The sequence below is a fragment of the Sphingomonas zeicaulis genome, from assembly GCF_050433225.1.
GTDB classification, from domain to species: domain Bacteria; phylum Pseudomonadota; class Alphaproteobacteria; order Sphingomonadales; family Sphingomonadaceae; genus Sphingomonas_D; species Sphingomonas_D zeicaulis.
This window is the reverse complement of the sequence record NZ_JBNPXQ010000007.1, coordinates 269,226-288,831: the sequence shown is the minus strand read 5'-3', so window position 1 is coordinate 288,831 and position 19,606 is coordinate 269,226. Positions and strand designations below refer to the sequence as shown.

Here is a 19,606-nt window from a genome sequence, read left to right as displayed (position 1 = left end):
CTAGCAGAGGCGCCTGACGTGTAAACCGCGGCGGCCTTGATCGTGATCAAGGGGGTAAACCGCGATGGCAGGATCATGCTTGTTCCGGAGCCTAGCTCCGGTTAACATCTTGCGACAAAGATCGGAGGTGCAGCCATGGCCTACACGATTCACGTAAATGGGACCGAACGGACGGTGGATGCGGAGGATGACACGCCTCTGCTTTGGGTGCTTCGCGATGAACTCGGGCTGACGGGCACTAAGTTCGGCTGTGGCGTTGCACAATGCGGTGCGTGCACCGTCCACCTCGATGGCAAGCCGTTGCGCTCCTGCGCGCTGCCGGTGTCGATGCTGGGCGATCGCAAGGTCATCACCATCGAGGGCGCGAAAGACAGGGAGGCCGAGGCGGTGAAGCGCGCCTGGGTCGCGCTCGACGTACCGCAGTGCGGCTATTGCCAGTCTGGCCAGGTGATGAGCGCTGCGGCGCTGCTGCGCCGCATCCCCAAGCCCAGCGACCGCGACATCGATCTCGCGATGAACGGCAACATCTGCCGTTGCGCCACCTATGTCCGCATCCGCGCCGCGATCCACGCGGCCGCGAAATCGCTGGAGGGCTGATCGATGCGCATGCTCATCGAAGCCGAACTCAGCCGCCGCGCGGTCATCGCGGGTGCGGGCGGGCTGGTCATCGCGCTCAGCCTGCCGCCGATGGCGGCGCGTGCGCAGGCGCCAAAGGCGCCGCCGCCGCCCGATCCCAACGCCTTCGTCCGCATCGGCACCGACGACAGCGTGACGGTGATCGTCAAGCATATCGAATTTGGGCAGGGCCCCTATACCGGCCTCGCGACCTTGCTTGCCGAGGAACTGGATGCGGACTGGTCGAAGGTGAGCGCCGTCTCCGCACCCGCCGATGTGCGGCTCTATGCCAATCTCAACATGGGCATTCAGGGCACCGGCGGCTCCTCGGCGATCGCCAACAGCTTCGATCAGATGCGCCGCGCCGGCGCGATGGCGCGCGCGATGCTGGTCGCGGCCGCTGCGGCGAAATGGCAGGTCGATGCGGCGTCGATCAGCGTCGCCAACGGCGTGATCCGCCATGCGGCATCGGGCCGCCAGTCCGGCTTCGGCAACTTCGCCGAGGCCGCGGCGAAGTTGCCGCCCCCGCCCCACGTCACGCTGAAGGATCCCGCGCGGTTCGCGCTGATCGGCAAGGATCGCACGGGCATCAAGCTGGACAGTGCGGCCAAGAGCGATGGCAGCGCAAAGTTCGGGATCGACATCCAGGAACCGGGCATGCTCACCGTGGTCGTTGCCCGGCCGGACCGCTTCGGCGGCAAGCTGGCGCGCTTCGATGGGGCCGCGGCGCTCGCGGTGAAGGGCGTCGTCGCGGTCAAGCCGATCCCCAGCGGCGTCGCGGTCTATGCCCGCAACAGCTGGGCGGCGCTGAAGGGCCGCGCCGCACTGACCGTCGAATGGAATGATGCTGCCGCCGAGACGCGGGACAGCGGCGCGATGTTCGCCGACTATTCCGCCTTGTGCCGCACCCCCGGCCGCCAGGTGAGCGCGCATGGCGATGTCGAGGCGGCGCTCGCCACCGGCGAGGTGATTGAGGTGGAATATCAATTCCCCTTCCTCGCCCACGCCCCGATGGAGCCGCTTGACGGCGTTCTGAACTGGGATGGCAAGCGTGCGCGTGTGCGCACCGGCAGCCAGCTCCAGACCGGCGATCAGGGCACGGTCGCCAGGGTGCTCGGGCTCAACCCGGAGCAGGTTGAGATCGAGACCTTGCTGACCGGCGGCAGCTTCGGCCGCCGCGCGCAGCCCGATTGCGAACTCGCGGCCGAGCTGGCGGAGGCGGCCAAGGCCTATGGTCCGGGCACACCGATCAAACTCATCCGCACGCGCGAGGATGACATCCGCGGCGGCTATTACCGGCCGATGTTCGTCCATCGCCTGCGCGGCAAGGTGGAGGGCGGCAGAATCGCCGCCTGGTCGAGCACGCTTGCCGGCCACAGCTTCATCAAGGGATCGCCCTTCGAGGGGATGATGAAGGACGGGCTGGATCCGACGATGACCGAGGGCGCCTCGAAGCCGCCCTATGCAATCCCGGCGTTCCGCTGCGGAGTCCACGCGCCGGAAACGAAGGTGCCGACGCTCTGGTGGCGTTCGGTGGGGCACACCCACACCGGTTACGCCGTGGAATGCTTCGTCGACCAGTTGCTCGCCGCTGCAGGCAGGGACCCGGTCGAGGGGCGGCTGGAGATGATGGCTGAGGAACCGCGCGCCGCCGGCGTGCTGCGCGCAGTCGCGAAGCTCGCCGGCTGGAAGGGCCCGAAGCGTGGTGAGGGTCGCGCGGCGGGGGTCGCGGTGGTCGAAAGTTTCGGCAGCTTCGTCGCGCAGATCGCCGAGGTGTCGCTCGACGCCGATGGCACCCCCAAGGTCCATAAGGTCTGGTGCGCGGTCGATTGCGGGATTGCGGTCAATCCGGACGTTATTCGCGCGCAGATGGAAGGTGGCATCGGCTATGGGCTCGGCCATGCGCTGTTTGGTGAGATCAGCCTCTCCAGCGGCCGGGTCGAGCAGGGCAATTTCAACGATTATCGCTCGCTGCGCATCCATGAGATGCCGGAGGTGGAGGTGGTGATTCTCCCCTCGACCGAGAAGCCGACCGGGGTCGGCGAACCCGGTGTGCCTTGCACCGCCCCCGCGGTCGCCAACGCAATGGCGGCGCTGGGACGACCGAGACCCAGCCGCCTACCGATGGTGAGGCAGGCATGATGGCGCCCCGCATCATCGCGCTCATGGCCATGACTCTTGGCCTGGGTCTCGCCGGTGCCGGGATCGCGCGGCAGGCGGCGGCGCCCGTTCCCGCGGCGGGGCTCAAGCCGGTCTCTGCCTTTTCCGGCATATCCGATCGCAAGGCGCGCTCGCTGGCGCTGTTCGAGGAGGCCGGCAAGGTCATCCAACACCCGCGCTGCGTGAACTGCCATCCGCGCACCGATCGCCCGCTGCAGACCGATGCCGGCACGCCGCACCAGCCGCTGGTGGTGCGCGGCGCGGACGGCCATGGCGCGCCCGGGCTGGAGTGCCAGACCTGCCACCAGGTCGCCAATGTCGATTCCGCACGCGTCCCCGGCAATCCGAACTGGCACCTCGCGCCCGCCTCGATGGCGTGGGAGGGCAAGTCGCTCGGCGACATCTGCCGCCAGATCAAGGATCGCGCGCGCAACGGCAACAAGTCGCTGGCGGAGATCCACCATCACATGGCGGAGGATTCTCTCGTCGGCTGGGGCTGGGATCCAGGCGCCGGCCGCACCCCGGCGCCGGGCACGCAGGCGGAGTTCGGGACGCTGATCAAGGCGTGGATCGATACCGGAGCGGTCTGCCCGGCGTGAGCCAATCCCCTCCCGCTAGCGGGAGGGGAGTAAGGGTCAAACCAACGCCAGAAACCGTGCGCCCGCGTCGAAATCGCCCCGCCGCGCGGCGCGGGCGCGGGTGGCGAGTTCGTCCTCGCCCCATTGTTCTTCCTGCCACAGTTCGTCGAGATGCGTGGCGTTCCACGCGCTTTCGGCGTCGATCACGCCCTCATCGAGCGCAAGCGCGGTCACCAGCGAGCCGCCGATCGTGATGATCGGGGAGAGCGCCGCGAGGCGGAAGGCATCGCGCGCGCGAATCGCGTCGGCGAGGCGCTCGACCGTGGCCGGCGGTTGCGCGCGATGGACGATGCCGGTCGCGCGCGTGAAGCCGATGTCGTAGCGACCCGCCGCCCAGTCGAGCAAAGGATCCCACACCGCTGCCTGTCGCGCGACGAGCGCGGCGGGGCTGTCGGCGCGGTAGCAGAGCAGGTCGGTCTCGGCATAGTCGGCGAGACCGTCGGCGAAGCTGCGCGGGTTGGGCGCAATGCGCTCGACCGCGGCGTTGGCGAGGCCGGTCAATCGCATCGCGCGTGGGTCGATCTCGCCGGTCACCGCGCGCCACTCCGCGGCGATCGCTTCGGCGAGGGCGGGGGTCGGCACGATCAGCGGCAGGCGGCCGGGGGTGCGCACCGGCCGGCCGTCGAGCCTGATGCCATGGCCGCTCTCGTCGGTGGCAACCGCCACGTCGGTCCAGAAGCGCTTCATGGCTGGCGCTTCCAGTTCCGGACAAGGATGGCGGGCAGCAGGATCACCTCGAATGCGCCCAGCGCGAGCATCAGCCCGCCGATGATTTCCGCGGGCTCGATCAGCCGCCGTCCGACCACCACCGCGCCGGCAAGCGCGATGATCGCGCCGCTGAAGCGGATCAGGCTGAGCAGCACGAAGCGCGCGCGCGCGCGCATCTCGGCCTCGGCGGCGGTGTCTTTCGGGCTGTTCATCGTTGGTCCAGCAGATCGGCGAGTTGGGCGGGATGGTCGGCAACGGCGTGCGCGCCGAGCGCGGTAAGTTCGGCGGGCGCATGATAGCCCCAGCTCACCCCCAGCGCTTGCGTGCCGGCGGCCAGCGCCATCAGCACATCATAGCTGGTGTCGCCGATCATCGCGCTCGTCTCCGGCGTGGCGCCGGCATCCGCCATCGCCTGCGCAATCATCGACGGATGCGGCTTGGAGGGGTGGCGATCGGCGGTCTGCAGCGAGATGAAGTGGCCGGTCAGGCCATGATGGTCGAGCACGTGCGCGAGGCCGCGATCGGACTTGCCGGTCGCCACCGCGAGCAGCCAGCCATCGTCGCGCAGCCGGTCGAGCAGGTCGGCGATGCCGTCGAACAGGGGCTCTTCCACCAGCCCCTCGGCGCGCAGCCGCCAGAACGCCGCCTTGTAGTCGGCGGCCAGCGCGAGATGCAGCGCATCCTCCGCATCGGGCAGCAGCGCCTGCATCGCCTCGACGAGGCTCAGGCCGACGATGCGGCGCGTTGCCTGCCGCGCGGGCGCGGGCAGGCCGGCGCTGGCGAAGGCTGCTTCCATCGCGAGGCAAATATTGGCCTGGCTGTCGACGAGCGTGCCGTCGCAGTCGAAAATCGCGAGCCGGTTCACTTCTTCCTGCCGCTCCCGGTCTCGCTGCCCGACCCGCGCGAGCGACGCTCGCCGCGCCGTTCCTTGCGCACCGTCTTGGCGTGCGCCTTGGCCTTGGCCTTCACCTGCGCCCGCGTGGGCGCCGGCGGCCCGTCGTCGAGCGGGATGTCGCCCAGCGTGATGTCGAAGCCCAGGCTGGACAGCGTCTCGGCGAAATGGTGCGGCAGATTCGCGGTGACGTCGACGCGGCCCTCATCGGGATGGTCGACGCGGATGCGGCGCGCATGAAGGTGCATCTTGCGGCTGATCGAGCCGCTGAGAAACGCTTCCGGGCCGCCATATTTGCCGTCGCCGACGATCGGATGGCCAATCGCCGCCATGTGGACGCGCAACTGGTGAGTGCGGCCGGTGAAGGGCTGCAGCTCCACCCAGGCGGCACGATTGCCGGCGCGCTCGATCACGCGATAGCGGGTGCGCGCCGGGCTGCCTTCCTTCTCGTCGACATGCATCTTTTCGCCGCCGCTGCCCGGCTGCTTGGCGATCGGGAGTTCGACCATGCCGTCCTCGATCGAGGGCACGCCGGTGATGATCGCCCAATAGACCTTGCGCGCGGTGCGGCTGGAAAAGGCCTTGGCGAAATGCGCCGCCGCGCGCGCCGTCCGCGCGATCAGCAGCGCGCCCGACGTGTCCTTGTCGAGCCGGTGGACCAGCTTGGGGCGGCCCTCGAGGTCATAGCACAGCGCGTCGAGCAGGCCGTCGACATGCTCATGCGTCTTGGTGCCGCCCTGGGTCGCGAGGCCGGGCGGCTTGTTGAGCACGATCGCCTGCTTGTCCTTGTGGATCACCATCGACTGCGCGAGTTCGATCTGCTCCGGACTCAGCGGCGTGCGTACACGCTTTGGCCGTGCGCTCCCCGCGGCCGCGACGGGCTCCGCCGGGGGAACGCGGATGGTCTGGCCGGCCTCGATGCGGTCGCCTTCCTTGGCACGCTTGCCATCGACGCGAAGCTGGCCGGTGCGCGCCCAGCGCGAAACCGTGCCGAAGCTGATGTCGGGCAGATGCCGCTTGAACCAGCGGTCGAGCCGGATGCCGTCATCGTCGTCATTGACGGTGAACTGGCGGACGTCGCTGCTGTTCGGGGTCGTGGCGCCGCTCATGCCAGCGCCCTCGTCGCCTGAAGGCCGACGAACAGCGCGACGAGCGCGCCCGCGACCGAAAGCAGTGCATAGCCGATCGCGGCGCCGGTCTGCCCTCGCATGATCATGTTGGCAGTCTCCAGAGTGAACGCCGAAAAAGTGGTGAAGCCGCCGAGCACGCCGACGCCGAGCAGCAGCCGCCACGGTTCCGCCGCCGCCGTGCCGCGCGCGAGGACGCCCGCCAGCATCCCCATCAGCAGTCCGCCGATGAGGTTGGCAGCGAGCGTGCCCAGAGGATAGCCGGGGCCGAACCAGCCGAGCGTGAGGCGGCCGAGATGATAGCGGGCAGCGGATCCGATCGCGCCGCCCAGCATGACGAGTAATGTGGCCTGCATCCCTGGCCCTTAGAGCAAGTTGTGCAAGAAATGAACAAGCTCGGCGCACAAGCGTCGGTCGCGGCCTTGCCACCCGTGTCGTCAGCCGTCATTGCCTCGGTGCGATGGCGGTGGCGGACACATCCGAACCCGGGGGCGAACCTTGGTTCACGGTCGACGGCAACCGGCTGCGGCTGCTCGACAACGGGCCGTTGCGGCTAGCCGCGCTGCTGCGACTGATCGCCGGCGCGCGCGAGTCGCTGCGGATCCTCTATTACATCTATGAGGATGACGATGCCGGGCGGCAGGTGCGCGATGCGCTGTTCGAGGCCCGCAACCGCAACGTGCAGGTTTCGCTGATCGTCGACGGCTTCGGCAGCGATGCCGCATCGGATGCCGATTTCTTCGATCCGCTGCAGGAGGCGGGCGTCCTCGTCTGCCGCTTCATCCCGCGCTTCGGCCGCCGCTATCTGCTGCGCAACCACCAGAAGCTGGCGCTGGCCGATGGCGAACGCGTGATCGTCGGCGGGTTCAACATCTCCAGCGATTACTTCGGCACCCCCGAACAGCAGGCGTGGCGGGATCTGGGATTGTGGCTGGAAGGGCCGGCGGCGGGACGGCTGGCGGGCTATTTCGATGCGCTGGCGGATTGGTCCCGCCGGCCGAAGCCGCGGCTGCGGGATCTGGGCGCTGCGCTGGAAGGGTGGAGCGAGCCGAGCGGGCAGGTGCGCTGGCTGCTGGGTGGCCCGATGCGACGCCTGAGCCCCTGGGCGCGCGCGGTGAAGCGCGACATGAAGCGCGCGCGCCGACTGGACATGATCGCGGCTTATTTCGCGCCCAACCCGGCGATGCTGCGGCGGCTCGATCGGATCGGCAAGCGCGGTCAGGCACGGGTGGTGACGGCGGCGAAGTCCGACAACACCGCAACCGTCGCGGCGTCGCGCTTCACCTATGCGGGGCTGCTGCGCAAGGGCGTACGGATCTATGAGTATCAGCGCACCAAGCTGCACACCAAGCTCTTCGTGATCGAGAACGTGGTCTATCTGGGCTCGGCCAATTTCGACATGCGCAGCCTCTATATCAATCTCGAACTGATGCTGCGGATCGACGACAAGGTCTTCGCCGATCGGATGCGCGCCTATGTCGATCAGGAGATCGCGTCGAGCGCGCCGGTCGATCCGGGATGGATGAAAGCCAACGGCGGGCCGCTCAATCATGTCAAATGGGCGATCGCCTATTTCCTGGTGGCCGTACTCGACTACAATGTCACCCGGCGGCTCAACTTCCGGGTCTCCGGCAAGCCGGGGGATGAAGGCTGAAGCTCCTGCGGGAGCATGAGGTAAAGGTGTTGGTCATGAACGGAACTGGTCGTCGCATCCTGCCGCTGGCGGCGCTTGGCATTGCGGCCGTGCTGCTGTCCGCCTGCGTCGTGCGCACCGCGGCGAACGTCGTCACATTGCCGGTCCGCGCCGGCGCGAAAGCGGTCGACTGGACGACGACCAGTCGGGACGAGGCCGATCGCAATCGCGGCCGCGAGATGCGCAAGCAGGAAGAACGCGAGGCCAAGGAGCGCAAGCGCGCCGAGCGCGAAGCCCGTAAGGCGCGGGAACGTGACGAGGATTATTGACGCGGGCCGGCGAAGGCGGCACCATCGCTGGCTCCATCATCATTCGTCGCGTGGCGCTTGACAGACTCAGAACCGGGCTATAACGCCCCCTGACCCCGAAACTCCGGCCTACCCGGCGGCGACTCCGTGCGCCCGTCGGTCGTTCGTGCTGGATGGCTTCGGGGTGGCAAAGCGTCGAGATGGAGTGGTCGCCAACCGCTCCGTGGAGCAGGAGAAGTATACAGTGGCACGTATTGCGGGTGTCAATATCCCGACCAACAAGCGCGTTCTGATCGCGCTGACCTATATTCACGGCATCGGCCCGGCGAAGGCCAAGGAAATCACGGCGAAGCTGGGCATCACGCCCGAGCGTCGCGTGCAGGACCTGTCTGACCAGGAAGTCCTCCAGATCCGCGAAGCGATCGACGCGGGTTACACCGTGGAAGGCGACCTGCGTCGCCAGACCGCGATGAACATCAAGCGTCTGATGGACCTGGCCTGCTATCGCGGCCTGCGCCATCGCAAGGGGCTCCCGGTCCGCGGCCAGCGCACGCACACCAATGCGCGCACCCGCAAGGGCAAGGCGAAGCCGATCGCCGGCAAGAAGAAGTAAGCCGCCCCAGGGTGGCTTACTGCGCCGGACACAGGATTTCCGGCTCTCCAGAGATATAGGTAGGACCGAAAAATGGCACGCGAACCCCAGCGCATCAAGCGCCGCGAGCGGAAGAACATCACCTCGGGCGTCGCGCATGTGAACGCCAGCTTCAACAACACCATGATCACCATCACCGACGCGCAGGGCAATGCGATCAGCTGGTCGTCCGCCGGCATGATGGGCTTCAAGGGCAGCCGCAAGTCGACCCCGTACGCTGCGCAGGTCGCCGCCGAGGACGCTGGCAAGAAGGCCGCCGAACATGGCGTCCGCACGCTCGAAGTCGAGGTCAAGGGCCCGGGTTCGGGCCGTGAGTCGGCTCTGCGCGCGCTGCAGGCCGTCGGCTTCCAGATCACCTCGATCCGCGACGTGACCCCGATCCCGCACAACGGCGTGCGGCCGTCGAAGCGCCGCCGCGTCTGATCTGAACCTTGAGGGGGCCATGTATGGCCCCCATTTTCCCGTATCCGGCCGGTGTCCGCCCAACCCCGGCCCAACCCCAAGGGGAAGCCAATGTCCGTGAACGCCAAGAATTGGCAGGAACTGAAGAAGCCGAACAGCCTGGAGAAGAAGGCCGGCGGGGGTGATTCCCGTCGCAAGGCCACCTTCATCGCCGAGCCGCTCGAGCGTGGCTTCGGTCTGACGCTCGGCAACGCGCTGCGTCGCGTGCTGCTGTCGTCGCTGCAGGGGGCCGCCGTCACCTCGATCAAGATCGAGAACGTGCTGCACGAGTTCTCGTCGCTGGCCGGCGTGCGCGAGGACGTGACGGACATCGTCCTGAACGTCAAGCAGATTGCGCTCAAGATGCAGGGCGAGGGGCCGAAGCGGCTCCAGCTCTCGGCGACCGGCCCGGCCGAGGTGACTGCGGGCATGATCGCGGTTTCGGGCGACATCGAGGTGATGAACCCCGAACTGGTCGTCTGCCATCTCGACGAGGGTGCGACGCTCAACATGGAGCTGACCGCCGACATCGGTAAGGGCTATGTGCCCGCCGCTGCCAACCGCCCGGCCGATGCGCCGATCGGTCTGGTGCCGGTGGACGCGCTCTACTCGCCGGTGCGCCAGGTGGCCTACAAGGTGGAAAACACCCGCGTCGGCCAGGAACTGGACTATGACAAGCTGACGCTGACGGTCGAGACCGACGGCACCGTCACGCCGGAGGACGCGGTCGCCTATGCCGCGCGCATCCTGCAGGACCAGCTCCAGCTCTTCGTCCACTTCGACGACGCGATCGCGCCCGTCTCGCAGCCGGTCGGCGTTGCCGCGCAGGCTTCGGGCGAGACCGAAGGCGACAGCAACCAGCTCAACCGCTACCTTCTCAAGAAGGTGGACGAGCTCGAACTGTCGGTGCGCAGCGCGAACTGCCTCAAGAACGACAACATCATCTATATCGGCGATCTGGTTCAGAAGACCGAGGCGGAGATGCTGCGGACCCCGAATTTCGGCCGCAAGTCGCTCAACGAGATCAAGGAAGTCCTCTCCAGCATGGGCCTGCGCCTCGGCATGGAGATCCCCGGCTGGCCGCCCGAGAACATCGAGGAAATGGCCAAGAAGCTGGAACAGGACATCATGGCCTGATCGGATCGGACCGGAGGCCGCGCGTCCGGTCCGGTTCAAAAGGGGTTTGGGCGGCACCCCATATTGCCGCCTGGCCGGGCGTACCTGATACGGCTCCCGGACGAACGTGAAGGAAGAAGACCATGCGTCATCGCGTTGGCGGCCGTAAGCTGCAGCGTACCTCGTCCCATCGCGCGGCCCTGTTCCGCAACATGGCGGCGTCGCTCATCAAGCATGAGCAGATCACCACCACCGTGGCGAAGGCGAAGGAACTCCGTCCCTACGTCGAAAAGCTCGTCACCCTCGCCAAGAAGGGTGGCCTTGCCAACCGTCGCCTGGCCCATGCGCGCCTCCTCGACGACGCCCAGCTCGTGAAGCTGTTCGACGTCCTGGCGACCCGCTATGCGGACCGCGCCGGTGGCTACACCCGCGTCATTAAGGCCGGCATCCGCGCGTCGGACGCCTCGCCGATGGCGATCATCGAGTTCGTCGATCGTGACGTCAGCGCCAAGGGCCAGGATTCCGGCCCGGTGCAGAACGACGAGGAGCTGGACGAAGCGGCCTGATCCGCATCGTCGGCTTTACGAACAGGAAAAGGGGTGTCGCGAAAGCGGCGCCCCTTTTTCGTTGCGGAGCGCGGGGCATTCAATCCCCGAACCGGACCACCACATTCGACCCAGGTCGTTCCCCGTTTCGCACCGTGGAAACCCCCTCAACACCCTCCCATCGCCCCGTTCCAAGCCGCCCGAGATCGCGATAGCGGCCCTCCAGCCGGAACCGGTCGATCACGAACGGCAAGCCCTCGCCGCCCAACGGGTCCGCCCGGTCAGCGACGTGGAAATGCAGATGCGGCCCGGTTGAATCGCCGGTGAAGCCCAACGCCCCCATTATGGCCCCGCGCCGTACCCGATCGCCGACCCGAACGCGCGGGCTGCCCGGCTTCAGATGCTCGTAGATCGCATAGCGACCCGGCCCGATCTCCAGCGCGACATAATTGCCCGGAGCATCCTCCAGCGAATGCGCCGGGTTGGCGGAGACCGTCGCACTCTCCCGAACATCGCCGCGAACGGCGGCGACGACGCCATCGGCGACCGCGAGCACCGGCGCGCCATAGCCGAGCGCGGCATCGGTGCGGTCGACATCGCCCGCCGCGATCCGGCCATCGGCGTCGAGGCGGACCCAGTCAATCGCGAAGCGGCCGGGGATGCGCGCGCGGCCGTCAACGGCGTAGACGACGCGGCGATGGCCGCGCGGCCAGTCCGGATGATGGATCGCCACCCAGGGTCCGCCAGCGAGGGGCGGGCCGACGATGATCGGCGCGGCCTGCTCGACCGGGATGTCGGGCGGGGTGATGGACGAAGGGGAGGCCTCCTCGACGATGCTGTGGCGCAGCCGCCGGGGCGCAGTGCCTTTCGGTCGGTCGATCTCGATGTAGACAATCGCCCTGCCGCCCGGCGGGATCGCTTCGCCACCCCCCACCACCTGGATGCGCGCGGCAAGCGCCTTGCCCGCGAAATGCGCGAGCGGGGCGCCGCTGTCCGCGTCGCTCACGGTGAGGCTGCGCAGCCTCGCTGGCCGGTCGCCGAACTGGGTGACGTGAAGCTCGTAGACGAGCTGGTCGCGACCCTCGACCGTCACGGGTGCTGGGGGCTGGGGGACGGCGACATCCAGCGACTGGCGCACCTCCGCACCGGCGGGTGCAGCGAGCAATGCAATCGCCGGCAGCAGAAAAGGGCGGATCGGCATCGCGGGTCTCCGGTCAGGCTTGCTGCAACAGGATCTCGAATGCGGCGCCCGTGCCGGCATCGACCAGCCCGATCTCGCCGCGCGCCGCCTCGATCAGCGAGCGGGCGATCGGCAGGCCGAGGCCGGTGCCGCCACCGGTGCGGCGGCTGGTGAAGAAGGGTTCGAAGATGCGGTCGCGGTCGCCGGGCGGGATGCCGGGGCCATTGTCCGACACGGCGATCCGCAGCCGGCGGGGCAGCGCGGTCGCCGCGATCCGTGCTTCGGTGGCGCCCGCCTGCCGGCTGTTCTCGACGAGGCTGACCAGCACCGCGGAGAGCGCGCCCTCGGGGATCGCGGCCAGCGGCAGCCCGTCGTCGACGGCGAGATGCACGGCGAAGTTCGGCGTCGTACAGGCATCGGCGACGCGGTGGAGGACGGGGCCGAGCGCGGCTGCCTCGTCCTGCCCCGGCCGCGCCATGTCGGCACGCGCGAGGTCGAGCAGGCGGGTGACGAGCAGTGACAGCCGCTGCGCGTCGGCGGAGGCATTAGCGAGGAAACGCTGGCGATCGGCGTCGCTCATCGTGTCCTGATGGTCCTGCAGCAGTTCGATGGCGCCGGCGATGCCCGCCAGCGGCGTCTTGAACTCATGGCTCACCGCGTGGGCGAAGTCGCGGAGATAGCGGGAGCGGCGCTCGATAGCCGCCGCCATTTCGGCGAAATCGGCATAGAGCGCCCGGATCTCGATCGCGGCGGTGGCGGGGGGCGCGGGCACGGTGCCGCCGCCATGCGCCACTTCGCGCGTCGCCTGGCCAAGCACCTCGATCGGCCGGGCGATGGCGCGGCTGAGCAGGCCGGCGAGGCCGAGCAGCACGAGGAAGATGAGGACAATGCCGAGCAGGATCTTGCCGCGATCCTGATAGATGCCGACGAACAGCCCGCGCGGGCTGCGCGAGAGCAGCAGCACGCCGACCACCTTGCCATCGACGATCACCGGCCGCGCATGATGGACGCGGATCCCGGCGGCGCGGCTCAGCAACTCGCCCATATAGCGCGGCTGATAGCCGGCATTGGCGCGCAACAGGGTCAGGGTGCGGCCGGCGAGCGCTGCCTTCACCTCGGGCAGGTCGCCGAGCCGGATGCCGCGATCGGGGCCACCGGCGGCGACCACGCCGGCGCGGTCGAGGAGCCGGATCGAGGCGAGCGTCGTGCGGCTGGTGGCGCGCATCGAGGGGGCAACCTCTGCCGCCGCCGCCGCTGCATCGGGCGCAGGCTCGGCATCCGGGCGGCGGCGCGGGCGTTCGGGGAAGACGCGGCTCGATCGCAGGTCGATGGTCAGCGGCTCGGGGCGGTAATAGTCGGTCTGCAGACCGCGCCGGTCATAGGAAAGGCTGGCGGTTACCGGCACGGCGGGCGGGCTGGCCGGATCGGGGCTGGCGCCGGGCCAGCGGCTGGCGGCAAAGGCGCCGATCGCCGCCCCCTGCGCGATCAGTTCCGCTTCGGTCTGGCGGACCAGCGTGTTTTCATAGACCCGCAGGAAGACCGCGCCGACGCCGGGCAGCGCCGCGGCGAAGACGAGCACGGACAGCAGGATCATCCGCAGCCGGATCGGCGGCCAGCGCCGCTTCGCCCAGGCCTTGGCGGCGCGGATCACGGCACCTCGCCGACGCAGGCTCCCAGCCGGTAGCCGATGCCCGGGCGCGTTTCGATCAGGTCATGCCCGCCCGCGCGTGCGAACTTGGCGCGCAGGTTGCGGACATGGCTGTCGATCGTGCGGTCGGTGATCGCGAAGCCGGGGCCATGCAGCCGATCGATGATCGCGTCGCGGCTGAAGACCTTGGCCGGCATCGTCGCCAAGGTGCGCAGCAGCGCAAACTCGGTCACCGTCAGTGGCACCTCGCCCCCGGCCCAGTCGGCACGCCAGCCTTCGACATCGAGCTGCAGCAGGCCGTGGCGGATCGGTTGCGCGCCATCTTCCACCACCGGCGGCCGCGCGGCGGTACGGCGCAGGATCGCCATCACCCGCGCGACCACCTCGCGCGGGCTGAACGGCTTCACGACATAATCGTCCGCGCCCAGTTCGATGCCGAGCACGCGATCGATCTCGTCGTCGCGCGAGGAGAGGAACAGGATCGGGATCTCCCCGGTCGCGCGCAGCCGGCGGCAGACCTCCAGCCCGTCCATCCGCGGCATGTTGATGTCGAGGACAACAAGGTCGGGCGCGTGCGCCGCCACCTGCGTCAATGTCGCCTCGCCATCCTCCGCCTCGCAGATGTCTAGCCCGGCCTTGGCGAGCGCGAAGGCCAGCAACTGGCGGATGTGGGGATCGTCGTCGGCGATGAGGATCGTGCGGGGCATGGGGCACTGAATCATTGCCGCGGCTCCTGCGTCAACGGGCGATGGGCGGGCGACGGGGCTTCGCGCGGCGTGGCGAGGGTGGGTGGGGGCGCGGGCGTGACGGTTGGGGTTGGCGTTGCCGCTGGTTGCGCTGCCGGTGCCGGTGCCAGTGTCGATTGCGCAGGCGCGGGCTGCGGCGTGGGTTCGGTGCGCGATTCTTCTAGCCAGTCGAGGCACGCCGCGCGTGGGGCGACAGGCGCCGGGTCGGGGCCGAGCAGCGCTCGCGCCTGGGCGAGGCGGCGGGCATTGCGCCAGGTCCAGGTCTTCCAGTTTTCCTGCGTGCGTTTGAGGTTGGCGATGCTGATCACGCGCTGGCCGGCGACTTCGGTGCGAAAGCCGGTGCTCATCGCGCCTTGCTCGAGCCGGATTAGCGGCACCACCGCGGCGTCGCCGAGCCGGGCGAGATAGCAGATGTCGGCCGCGGGACCGTTGCCGCCGGCCTCGCGGGCGTGGCTGACATTCCAGTGCGCGGCGACGGCGCCGAGATCGACGAAGCAGGCGCCGGTCAGCAAAAGTCCCGCTGTGGCCACATTGGCGTTGACCAGCCACGCCACCGTTCTGCCGCGCAGGATCGTCCAGCAGATCAGCACCAGCCCGACCCCGACCAGCAGCATCCACAGCAACGCCGAGATGCGCAGTTCGGTGAGCGAGAAGGCTTGGACATAGTCGATCGTGCGCAGCATCGAGGAGGCGACGAGCAGCAGGTTCTGCACCACCCACAGCACCAGCAGTGCGCGCGCCTTGCCATTGGCGGCGACGGCGCTGCCCGGCCGCAGCATCCATAGCGAGAGGACGCCGGCGATGAGGGCGGTGGCGATCAGCGAATAGGCGCCGCGATGGGCATAGTCGGCCAAGGTGACTTTGCCCGGGAGCGGCGCGCCGCTCCACAGGAAGGCGATGTCGAGGCCGTTCTGCACCGCGAAGATCACGTTGAAGGTGGCCAGCGCGAGCAGGACGGAGGTCAGCGACGCGCTGGGCAGGTCGATCGCGGGCGCCGTTCCCGGTGCCACGCGCAGGCTGAATGCCCAGGGGCGCAAGAGCGGCCAAGCCGCGCAGAAGGCGGCCGCGATGAAAACGAAATGGACCGGGCCGGGCAGGCGGATGGTGCGCAGCCCGGTTTCGATCACCGGGTTGGCGATGGTGAACAGCGCGAGGAACAGCAGGCCGCCGACCACCGGCAGCGCCAAAGTCGCGACCAGCCGGAACGCGCCGGCACCGCGCTTGCGGCGGCGCAGCCGGGTCAGCGCGATCAGGTCGCGCAGCGGACGGAACGGGCCGGCGAGCGTGTGGACGAGCAGGGACGGGATCCAGCCCAGCGCACTGGCCGGCCGGTGCCGCACCGCCAGCACCGCAATCGACAGCGCCAGCCAGCCCAGCGCCCACGCGAGCGGGCCGGGGTTATCGAACAGGGCCGCGGCATAGATCAAAGCCAAGGCCGCGGCGGCAAGCACCGGGCGGTGGCGCAGGGTCGGCGCCCGGGCGAGCAGCACGAGCACCGTGCCGACGGCGGCAAAGGCGCCGAGCGTCGAGCCGGGGTTGGTGTTGATGAAGATCTGATCGGCGAGCAGCGCGATCAGGATGGCGGCGGCCAGCTTCAGGAACAGGCTGTGTCGCGCTGAAAGGCTCGGGAACATGAACGTCTCCTTCGCCCGCCGGTATCGCGGCGGGGCGTGGACGACGTGTCGTGATGGGGGTGAGGCTTTGGTGGGGCGGTCGTGCAGATTTGGTGCAGGGGCGTGCCGTCCTCTCACACGAATCGTGGATAGATTGAGAGGGGCTGCCGCCGCGCCCCCTCGCCCCTACGGGGAGAGGGACGGGGAGAGGGGAAAGTCGCGCGAGGCGTAATGGCTTGGAGGGCTCAGTAATGCTGCTCGGCCGGCTCGTTTTCAGAGCGAACGCGTCGGACCTTTACGCTTGGCGCGACTGCCCCTCTCCCTGGTCCGCTGCGCGGACCGGTCCCTCTCCCCGTAGGGGCGAGGGCAAAGGGCGTCGCGAGCGAGATGTATGAATGGCGGGAGGGACAGAAGTTCAGCCTTCCGCCCGCGCGTCGAACGCTGCCTGCGCGGCCTCGATCTCGCCGACATGCGCGCTGGCCCATTGACCGAGCGCGATTACCGGGCCGCACAAGGATCGGCCGAGGTCGGTCAATGCATAGTCCACGCGCGGCGGCACGCTGGGCGTTACCGTGCGCAGGACCAGCCCGTCGCGCTCCAGCCCGCGCAGCGTCAGGGTCAGCATGCGTTGCGAGATTCCGTCGATGCGGCGCTTGAGTTCGTTGAACCGGCAGGGCTCGCGGGAGAGCAGCATCACCACCAGCACGCTCCATTTGTCGCCGATGCGCGCCAGCACGGGGGCGACGACGCGGCAGCCTTGATGCGTCGGCTCATGCTCGAGCAGCGCGTCATCGGTCACATCCATGTGCCCCTGTATCAAAATTGTGCCTCCTTGCGGCCGATTGGGGCAGTCACATATCCCGCCCTGGTTACTATCCTATACCGGAAGGTCGGGTTCCATGAAACTGCTCCACATCGACTCCAGCATCCTCGGCGACAACTCGGTCAGCCGCACGCTCAGCGCCGCGATCGTCGGGCGGTTGCGCGGCGAGAACCCCGCGATAGAGATCACCCAGCGCGACCTCGTTGCTGCTCCGCTCGGCCATCTGACGCTCGCCGGCCTTCCCGCCGACGCCGCTGAACCCGGCACCGACAGCGCCGCCAGCCGCGACGTGCTCGACGAATTTCTCGCCGCCGACATCGTCGTGATCGGCGCGCCGATGTATAATTTCACCATTCCCAGCCAGTTGAAGGCGTGGATTGACCGCATTCTCGTTGCCGGCAAGACGTTCAGCTATTCCGCCGAGGGCCCCAAGGGGCTGGCGGGCGGCAAGCGCGTGATCCTCGCGCTCTCGCGCGGCGGCCTCTACGGCGCCGGCACCCCGGCGCAGGCCTTGGAGCATCTGGAAACCTATCTCGGCCATGTCTTCGGCTTCATCGGCATCCAGCCGGAGGTGATCATCGCCGAAGGCATCGCAATCAGCGCCGAAGCGCGCGAGGCCGCGGTCAACGACGCGCTGGACAGTGTCGCGGCCCTCAAGGCGGCGTGATGAAGCGGGGGCCCGCCGATGCGGGCCCCTGTTTTCGCTCAGCGGGTGAGCGGCGCCGTCAGATCGAGGCGACGGAGTTCGCGGATGCTACCCGCCTCCACCTTGGCTTCGACCAACTCGCTGCCGATCAAGCCAAAGGTGCGACCATCGGTGAAGATCGGTCGTGCATTGCCGTACCAATCGATGCACGACACCTCGCACTCATAATCTTCGTGGGTGTCCTGCTCGCCCTCTTTCATCCGTGCGACGATCTCGCCGACCGATGCCAGCTTCATGCGCCGGCTGAGCGACAGGAAACTGATGTCGGATGCGTTACTGTGCCAGGGCAACCGATCCGCATCGCCCCCGCGTAGCACCGTCGGGATTCCGATCAGCCCGTTGCCCTTCTCGTCAACATTGCTGTTGAAGGCATGGCTGCGGCTTTCGCTTTCGTAGCGCGATTTGAGGAACAGGCTCGCACCGAGCCGCGGATCGCCTGAGAGGTTGACCAGCGTCACCTTGAGGCCGCGATGGTCGCGATAGCCATTCAGGATGATATCGTTGCCCATCCGTTCCGTCCGGATGATGTTGTGCGGCAGGCTCAGTTCGACCGCGTCGGCCGGGTGATCGACAGGGACCGCGACGGCGGTCGTCGACAACGGCCGATCTCCTTCGTCAGGTACGCTGCCCGACCAACTGTCGCGGCCGCCATAGACCAGCCAATTGTCGGCAAACCTGTTCTCTACATAGCGATTGGGCAGGGATGGAACGGCAGTGATGCGGTGATCGGGAACCTTGAGGAATCGCGTGCCGAACGCCGACATGGGAAGATCGAGGAAGGCGGCGTGCCGAACCTCGTAGTCGGGATCGCAGCGAAACATTTGCCAGTTCGCCAGCGCATGAAGATTGCCGCCAAAATCGTCCATCGAGAATTGATCGAACGGCGCGCCGTTGACGCCGGCCACGGCCACGTCGCCGCTCTCGATCACCAGCCGGACAATCGCCGACGGTACGACATCGGTACGCCTGGGGCGGCGGTGATTGGTGCAGTCGCGATATGTGCCAGTTTCGTCCCAACCCGGTGACATCCACAGAAAGACGGCGTCCGGCGATACATACATTTCGGCTTCCGAAGGCCCGACGAATCCGGTCGTCCGGCAATTCAGATCGCGGCCGGCAGACCATTCGCCCAGTGGGCAGATCGAGACGGTGTGGATGGCCGGATCGGAGGTGCGAAGAACCGGCCGGAAAATATCCTTCGCGTTCAGGAGGTTTTTGCCGGTTTTGTTGGCCTCGTTGCGTTGGTCCTCGGGCAGCCAGCGCCGAATGGTGGGGCGATCGTCCGGATCTTCCAGAGAATCGATGTCATAGGGTGTGTAGATGACGAGCTTGTCGCCGACGATGCGCGTCGCATAGTTATCAGTATCATAATAATCGTCTGACGAGATGAGAAAGACTCCTTGGCCAGTCAGGCGGCCGGTGTCGCGCGCGAGCCGAAACACCGACACTTCGGTCGCATCTTCCTCATAGCTGTAGGCGGTGATGATCACATGGTCACCTTGGACCAGCATCTCGTCATACCAGGTGTCGCTGTCAGATTCTCGGTACACATTCACCCGATCGGCAAGGCGCAGGCCGTTGCGCGTATCGATCGAGAAAATTCTGCCGTCCTGTAGAACAAGCAGGAACGGACCGATCTGTTTGACGATGTCGCCTTCATCGACACCGGCGGTCTGATTGTTCGTGATCGATTTGGGCGCCGTCGCCCGAGAGCCGGTGACGATGACATTGCCGACGTCGGATTCGGTTTCTGGGCAGTCAATACCGGGCGTGCACGGCACGTCCTGTGCTTGCGCATAACGGAGTTCGCGGCGATTGCGGCCAACCCAGCGGTCCTTGCGTCCTCGCTGGATCACCCCAAGCATTTCGATGTAGCGTTCGAACGCGTCGTCATCTGAAAACCGCGACAGGATGGGCGCGGTCACAAGATCGAGCGATCGATCCTCAAAACTATAGATCTTTTCATCGCCGGCTGCAGATGCCGGCGTTGCCACCGCCCCCAGCAGCGCCAGCACCGTAATCGCAAAGCGCCTGATCATCTTTCCCCACTCCCTG

21 protein-coding genes are annotated in these 19,606 nt (G+C 67.7%); 10 read left to right on the top strand and 11 right to left on the bottom strand.

The features are described from left to right. Positions 1-135 precede the first annotated feature (135 nt). Genes FHS96_RS21665 through FHS96_RS21655 form a run of 3 tightly spaced genes read left to right on the top strand, consistent with a single transcriptional unit; the run spans position 136 to position 3,374 of the window. Positions 136-597: a (2Fe-2S)-binding protein gene (locus FHS96_RS21665; RefSeq protein WP_429596704.1), complete on the top strand. Its 462-nt coding sequence runs from the start codon at positions 136-138 to the stop codon at positions 595-597. Positions 598-600: 3 nt separating this feature from the next. Next, a complete protein-coding gene (locus FHS96_RS21660) occupies positions 601-2,757 on the top strand; it encodes a xanthine dehydrogenase family protein molybdopterin-binding subunit (RefSeq protein WP_429596701.1) in 2,157 nt (718 codons plus the stop codon). Continuing rightward, a complete protein-coding gene (locus tag FHS96_RS21655) occupies positions 2,754-3,374 on the top strand; it encodes an Isoquinoline 1-oxidoreductase subunit (RefSeq protein WP_429596699.1) in 621 nt (206 codons plus the stop codon). Before FHS96_RS21660 ends, FHS96_RS21655 begins: the two co-directional genes overlap by 4 nt. Positions 3,375-3,410: 36 nt before the next feature. Here FHS96_RS21655 and FHS96_RS21650 read toward each other — a convergent pair whose 3' ends face one another. Genes FHS96_RS21650 through crcB form a run of 5 tightly spaced genes read right to left on the bottom strand, consistent with a single transcriptional unit; the run spans position 3,411 to position 6,496 of the window. Then, entirely contained in the window at positions 3,411-4,100 is a 690-nt protein-coding gene (locus FHS96_RS21650) for an ATP12 family chaperone protein (RefSeq protein ID WP_429596696.1), read from the bottom strand. Next, the gene (locus FHS96_RS21645) at positions 4,097-4,333 is read right to left on the bottom strand and encodes a hypothetical protein (RefSeq protein ID WP_429596693.1); all 237 of its coding nucleotides are present in this window, start codon (positions 4,331-4,333) and stop codon (positions 4,097-4,099) included. Before FHS96_RS21645 ends, FHS96_RS21650 begins: the two co-directional genes overlap by 4 nt. Next, positions 4,330-4,986, bottom strand: a complete 657-nt coding sequence (locus FHS96_RS21640) for an HAD-IA family hydrolase (protein WP_429596690.1) — start codon at positions 4,984-4,986, stop codon at positions 4,330-4,332. The genes FHS96_RS21645 and FHS96_RS21640 overlap by 4 nt, the downstream gene beginning before the upstream one ends. After that, on the bottom strand, positions 4,983-6,122 hold the full coding sequence (locus FHS96_RS21635) for an RluA family pseudouridine synthase (RefSeq protein ID WP_429596687.1): 1,140 nt from the start codon (positions 6,120-6,122) through the stop codon (positions 4,983-4,985). Before FHS96_RS21635 ends, FHS96_RS21640 begins: the two co-directional genes overlap by 4 nt. Then, positions 6,119-6,496: a fluoride efflux transporter CrcB gene (gene crcB, locus FHS96_RS21630; protein WP_429596685.1), complete on the bottom strand. Its 378-nt coding sequence runs from the start codon at positions 6,494-6,496 to the stop codon at positions 6,119-6,121. The genes FHS96_RS21635 and crcB overlap by 4 nt, the downstream gene beginning before the upstream one ends. 104 nt (positions 6,497-6,600) lie before the next feature. Between crcB and FHS96_RS21625 the strand changes: the two genes are divergently transcribed. The 6 genes from FHS96_RS21625 (at position 6,601) to rplQ (ending at position 10,856) form a co-directional block, all read left to right on the top strand. Further along, positions 6,601-7,794 (top strand): phospholipase D-like domain-containing protein, encoded by a 1,194-nt coding sequence (locus tag FHS96_RS21625; protein WP_429596682.1) that lies wholly within the window; start codon positions 6,601-6,603, stop codon positions 7,792-7,794. Between the two features lie 35 nt (positions 7,795-7,829). Continuing rightward, the gene (locus tag FHS96_RS21620) at positions 7,830-8,102 is read left to right on the top strand and encodes a hypothetical protein (protein ID WP_429596679.1); all 273 of its coding nucleotides are present in this window, start codon (positions 7,830-7,832) and stop codon (positions 8,100-8,102) included. 223 nt (positions 8,103-8,325) lie between these two features. Beyond that, on the top strand, positions 8,326-8,694 hold the full coding sequence (gene rpsM, locus FHS96_RS21615) for a 30S ribosomal protein S13 (protein ID WP_429596906.1): 369 nt from the start codon (positions 8,326-8,328) through the stop codon (positions 8,692-8,694). Between the two features lie 72 nt (positions 8,695-8,766). After that, positions 8,767-9,156: a 30S ribosomal protein S11 gene (gene rpsK, locus FHS96_RS21610; protein WP_025294989.1), complete on the top strand. Its 390-nt coding sequence runs from the start codon at positions 8,767-8,769 to the stop codon at positions 9,154-9,156. 90 nt (positions 9,157-9,246) lie between these two features. Continuing rightward, entirely contained in the window at positions 9,247-10,311 is a 1,065-nt protein-coding gene (locus FHS96_RS21605) for a DNA-directed RNA polymerase subunit alpha (RefSeq protein WP_429596675.1), read from the top strand. 122 nt (positions 10,312-10,433) lie between these two features. After that, positions 10,434-10,856 carry a 50S ribosomal protein L17 gene (gene rplQ / locus FHS96_RS21600; RefSeq protein WP_429596672.1) on the top strand — a complete coding sequence of 141 codons (423 nt, stop codon included), beginning with the start codon at positions 10,434-10,436 and terminating at the stop codon, positions 10,854-10,856. A gap of 79 nt (positions 10,857-10,935) precedes the next feature. On the opposite strand, the gene FHS96_RS21595 is transcribed toward rplQ, so the two are convergent. The 5 genes from FHS96_RS21595 to FHS96_RS21575 all read right to left on the bottom strand — a co-directional run bounded on the left by FHS96_RS21595 (position 10,936) and on the right by FHS96_RS21575 (position 16,827). Further along, complete coding sequence (locus FHS96_RS21595; RefSeq protein ID WP_429596669.1) at positions 10,936-12,036, bottom strand: peptidoglycan DD-metalloendopeptidase family protein; 1,101 nt, start codon at positions 12,034-12,036, stop codon at positions 10,936-10,938. A 13-nt stretch (positions 12,037-12,049) separates the two neighbouring features. Next, entirely contained in the window at positions 12,050-13,666 is a 1,617-nt protein-coding gene (locus tag FHS96_RS21590; RefSeq protein ID WP_429596666.1) for a sensor histidine kinase, read from the bottom strand. Further along, a complete protein-coding gene (locus FHS96_RS21585) occupies positions 13,663-14,370 on the bottom strand; it encodes a response regulator transcription factor (RefSeq protein WP_429596663.1) in 708 nt (235 codons plus the stop codon). Before FHS96_RS21585 ends, FHS96_RS21590 begins: the two co-directional genes overlap by 4 nt. A gap of 11 nt (positions 14,371-14,381) precedes the next feature. Beyond that, entirely contained in the window at positions 14,382-16,043 is a 1,662-nt protein-coding gene (locus FHS96_RS21580) for a DUF4153 domain-containing protein (protein ID WP_429596660.1), read from the bottom strand. A 394-nt stretch (positions 16,044-16,437) separates the two neighbouring features. Further along, positions 16,438-16,827, bottom strand: a complete 390-nt coding sequence (locus FHS96_RS21575) for a winged helix-turn-helix transcriptional regulator (protein ID WP_429596657.1) — start codon at positions 16,825-16,827, stop codon at positions 16,438-16,440. A 94-nt stretch (positions 16,828-16,921) separates the two neighbouring features. Here FHS96_RS21575 and FHS96_RS21570 point away from each other — a divergent pair, with 94 nt between their 5' ends. Beyond that, the gene (locus FHS96_RS21570) at positions 16,922-17,512 is read left to right on the top strand and encodes an FMN-dependent NADH-azoreductase (RefSeq protein ID WP_429596654.1); all 591 of its coding nucleotides are present in this window, start codon (positions 16,922-16,924) and stop codon (positions 17,510-17,512) included. Between the two features lie 38 nt (positions 17,513-17,550). Here the strand turns inward: FHS96_RS21570 and FHS96_RS21565 are convergent, their stop codons facing one another. Continuing rightward, entirely contained in the window at positions 17,551-19,590 is a 2,040-nt protein-coding gene (locus FHS96_RS21565) for a beta-propeller domain-containing protein (RefSeq protein ID WP_429596651.1), read from the bottom strand. Positions 19,591-19,606: the final 16 nt, after the last annotated feature.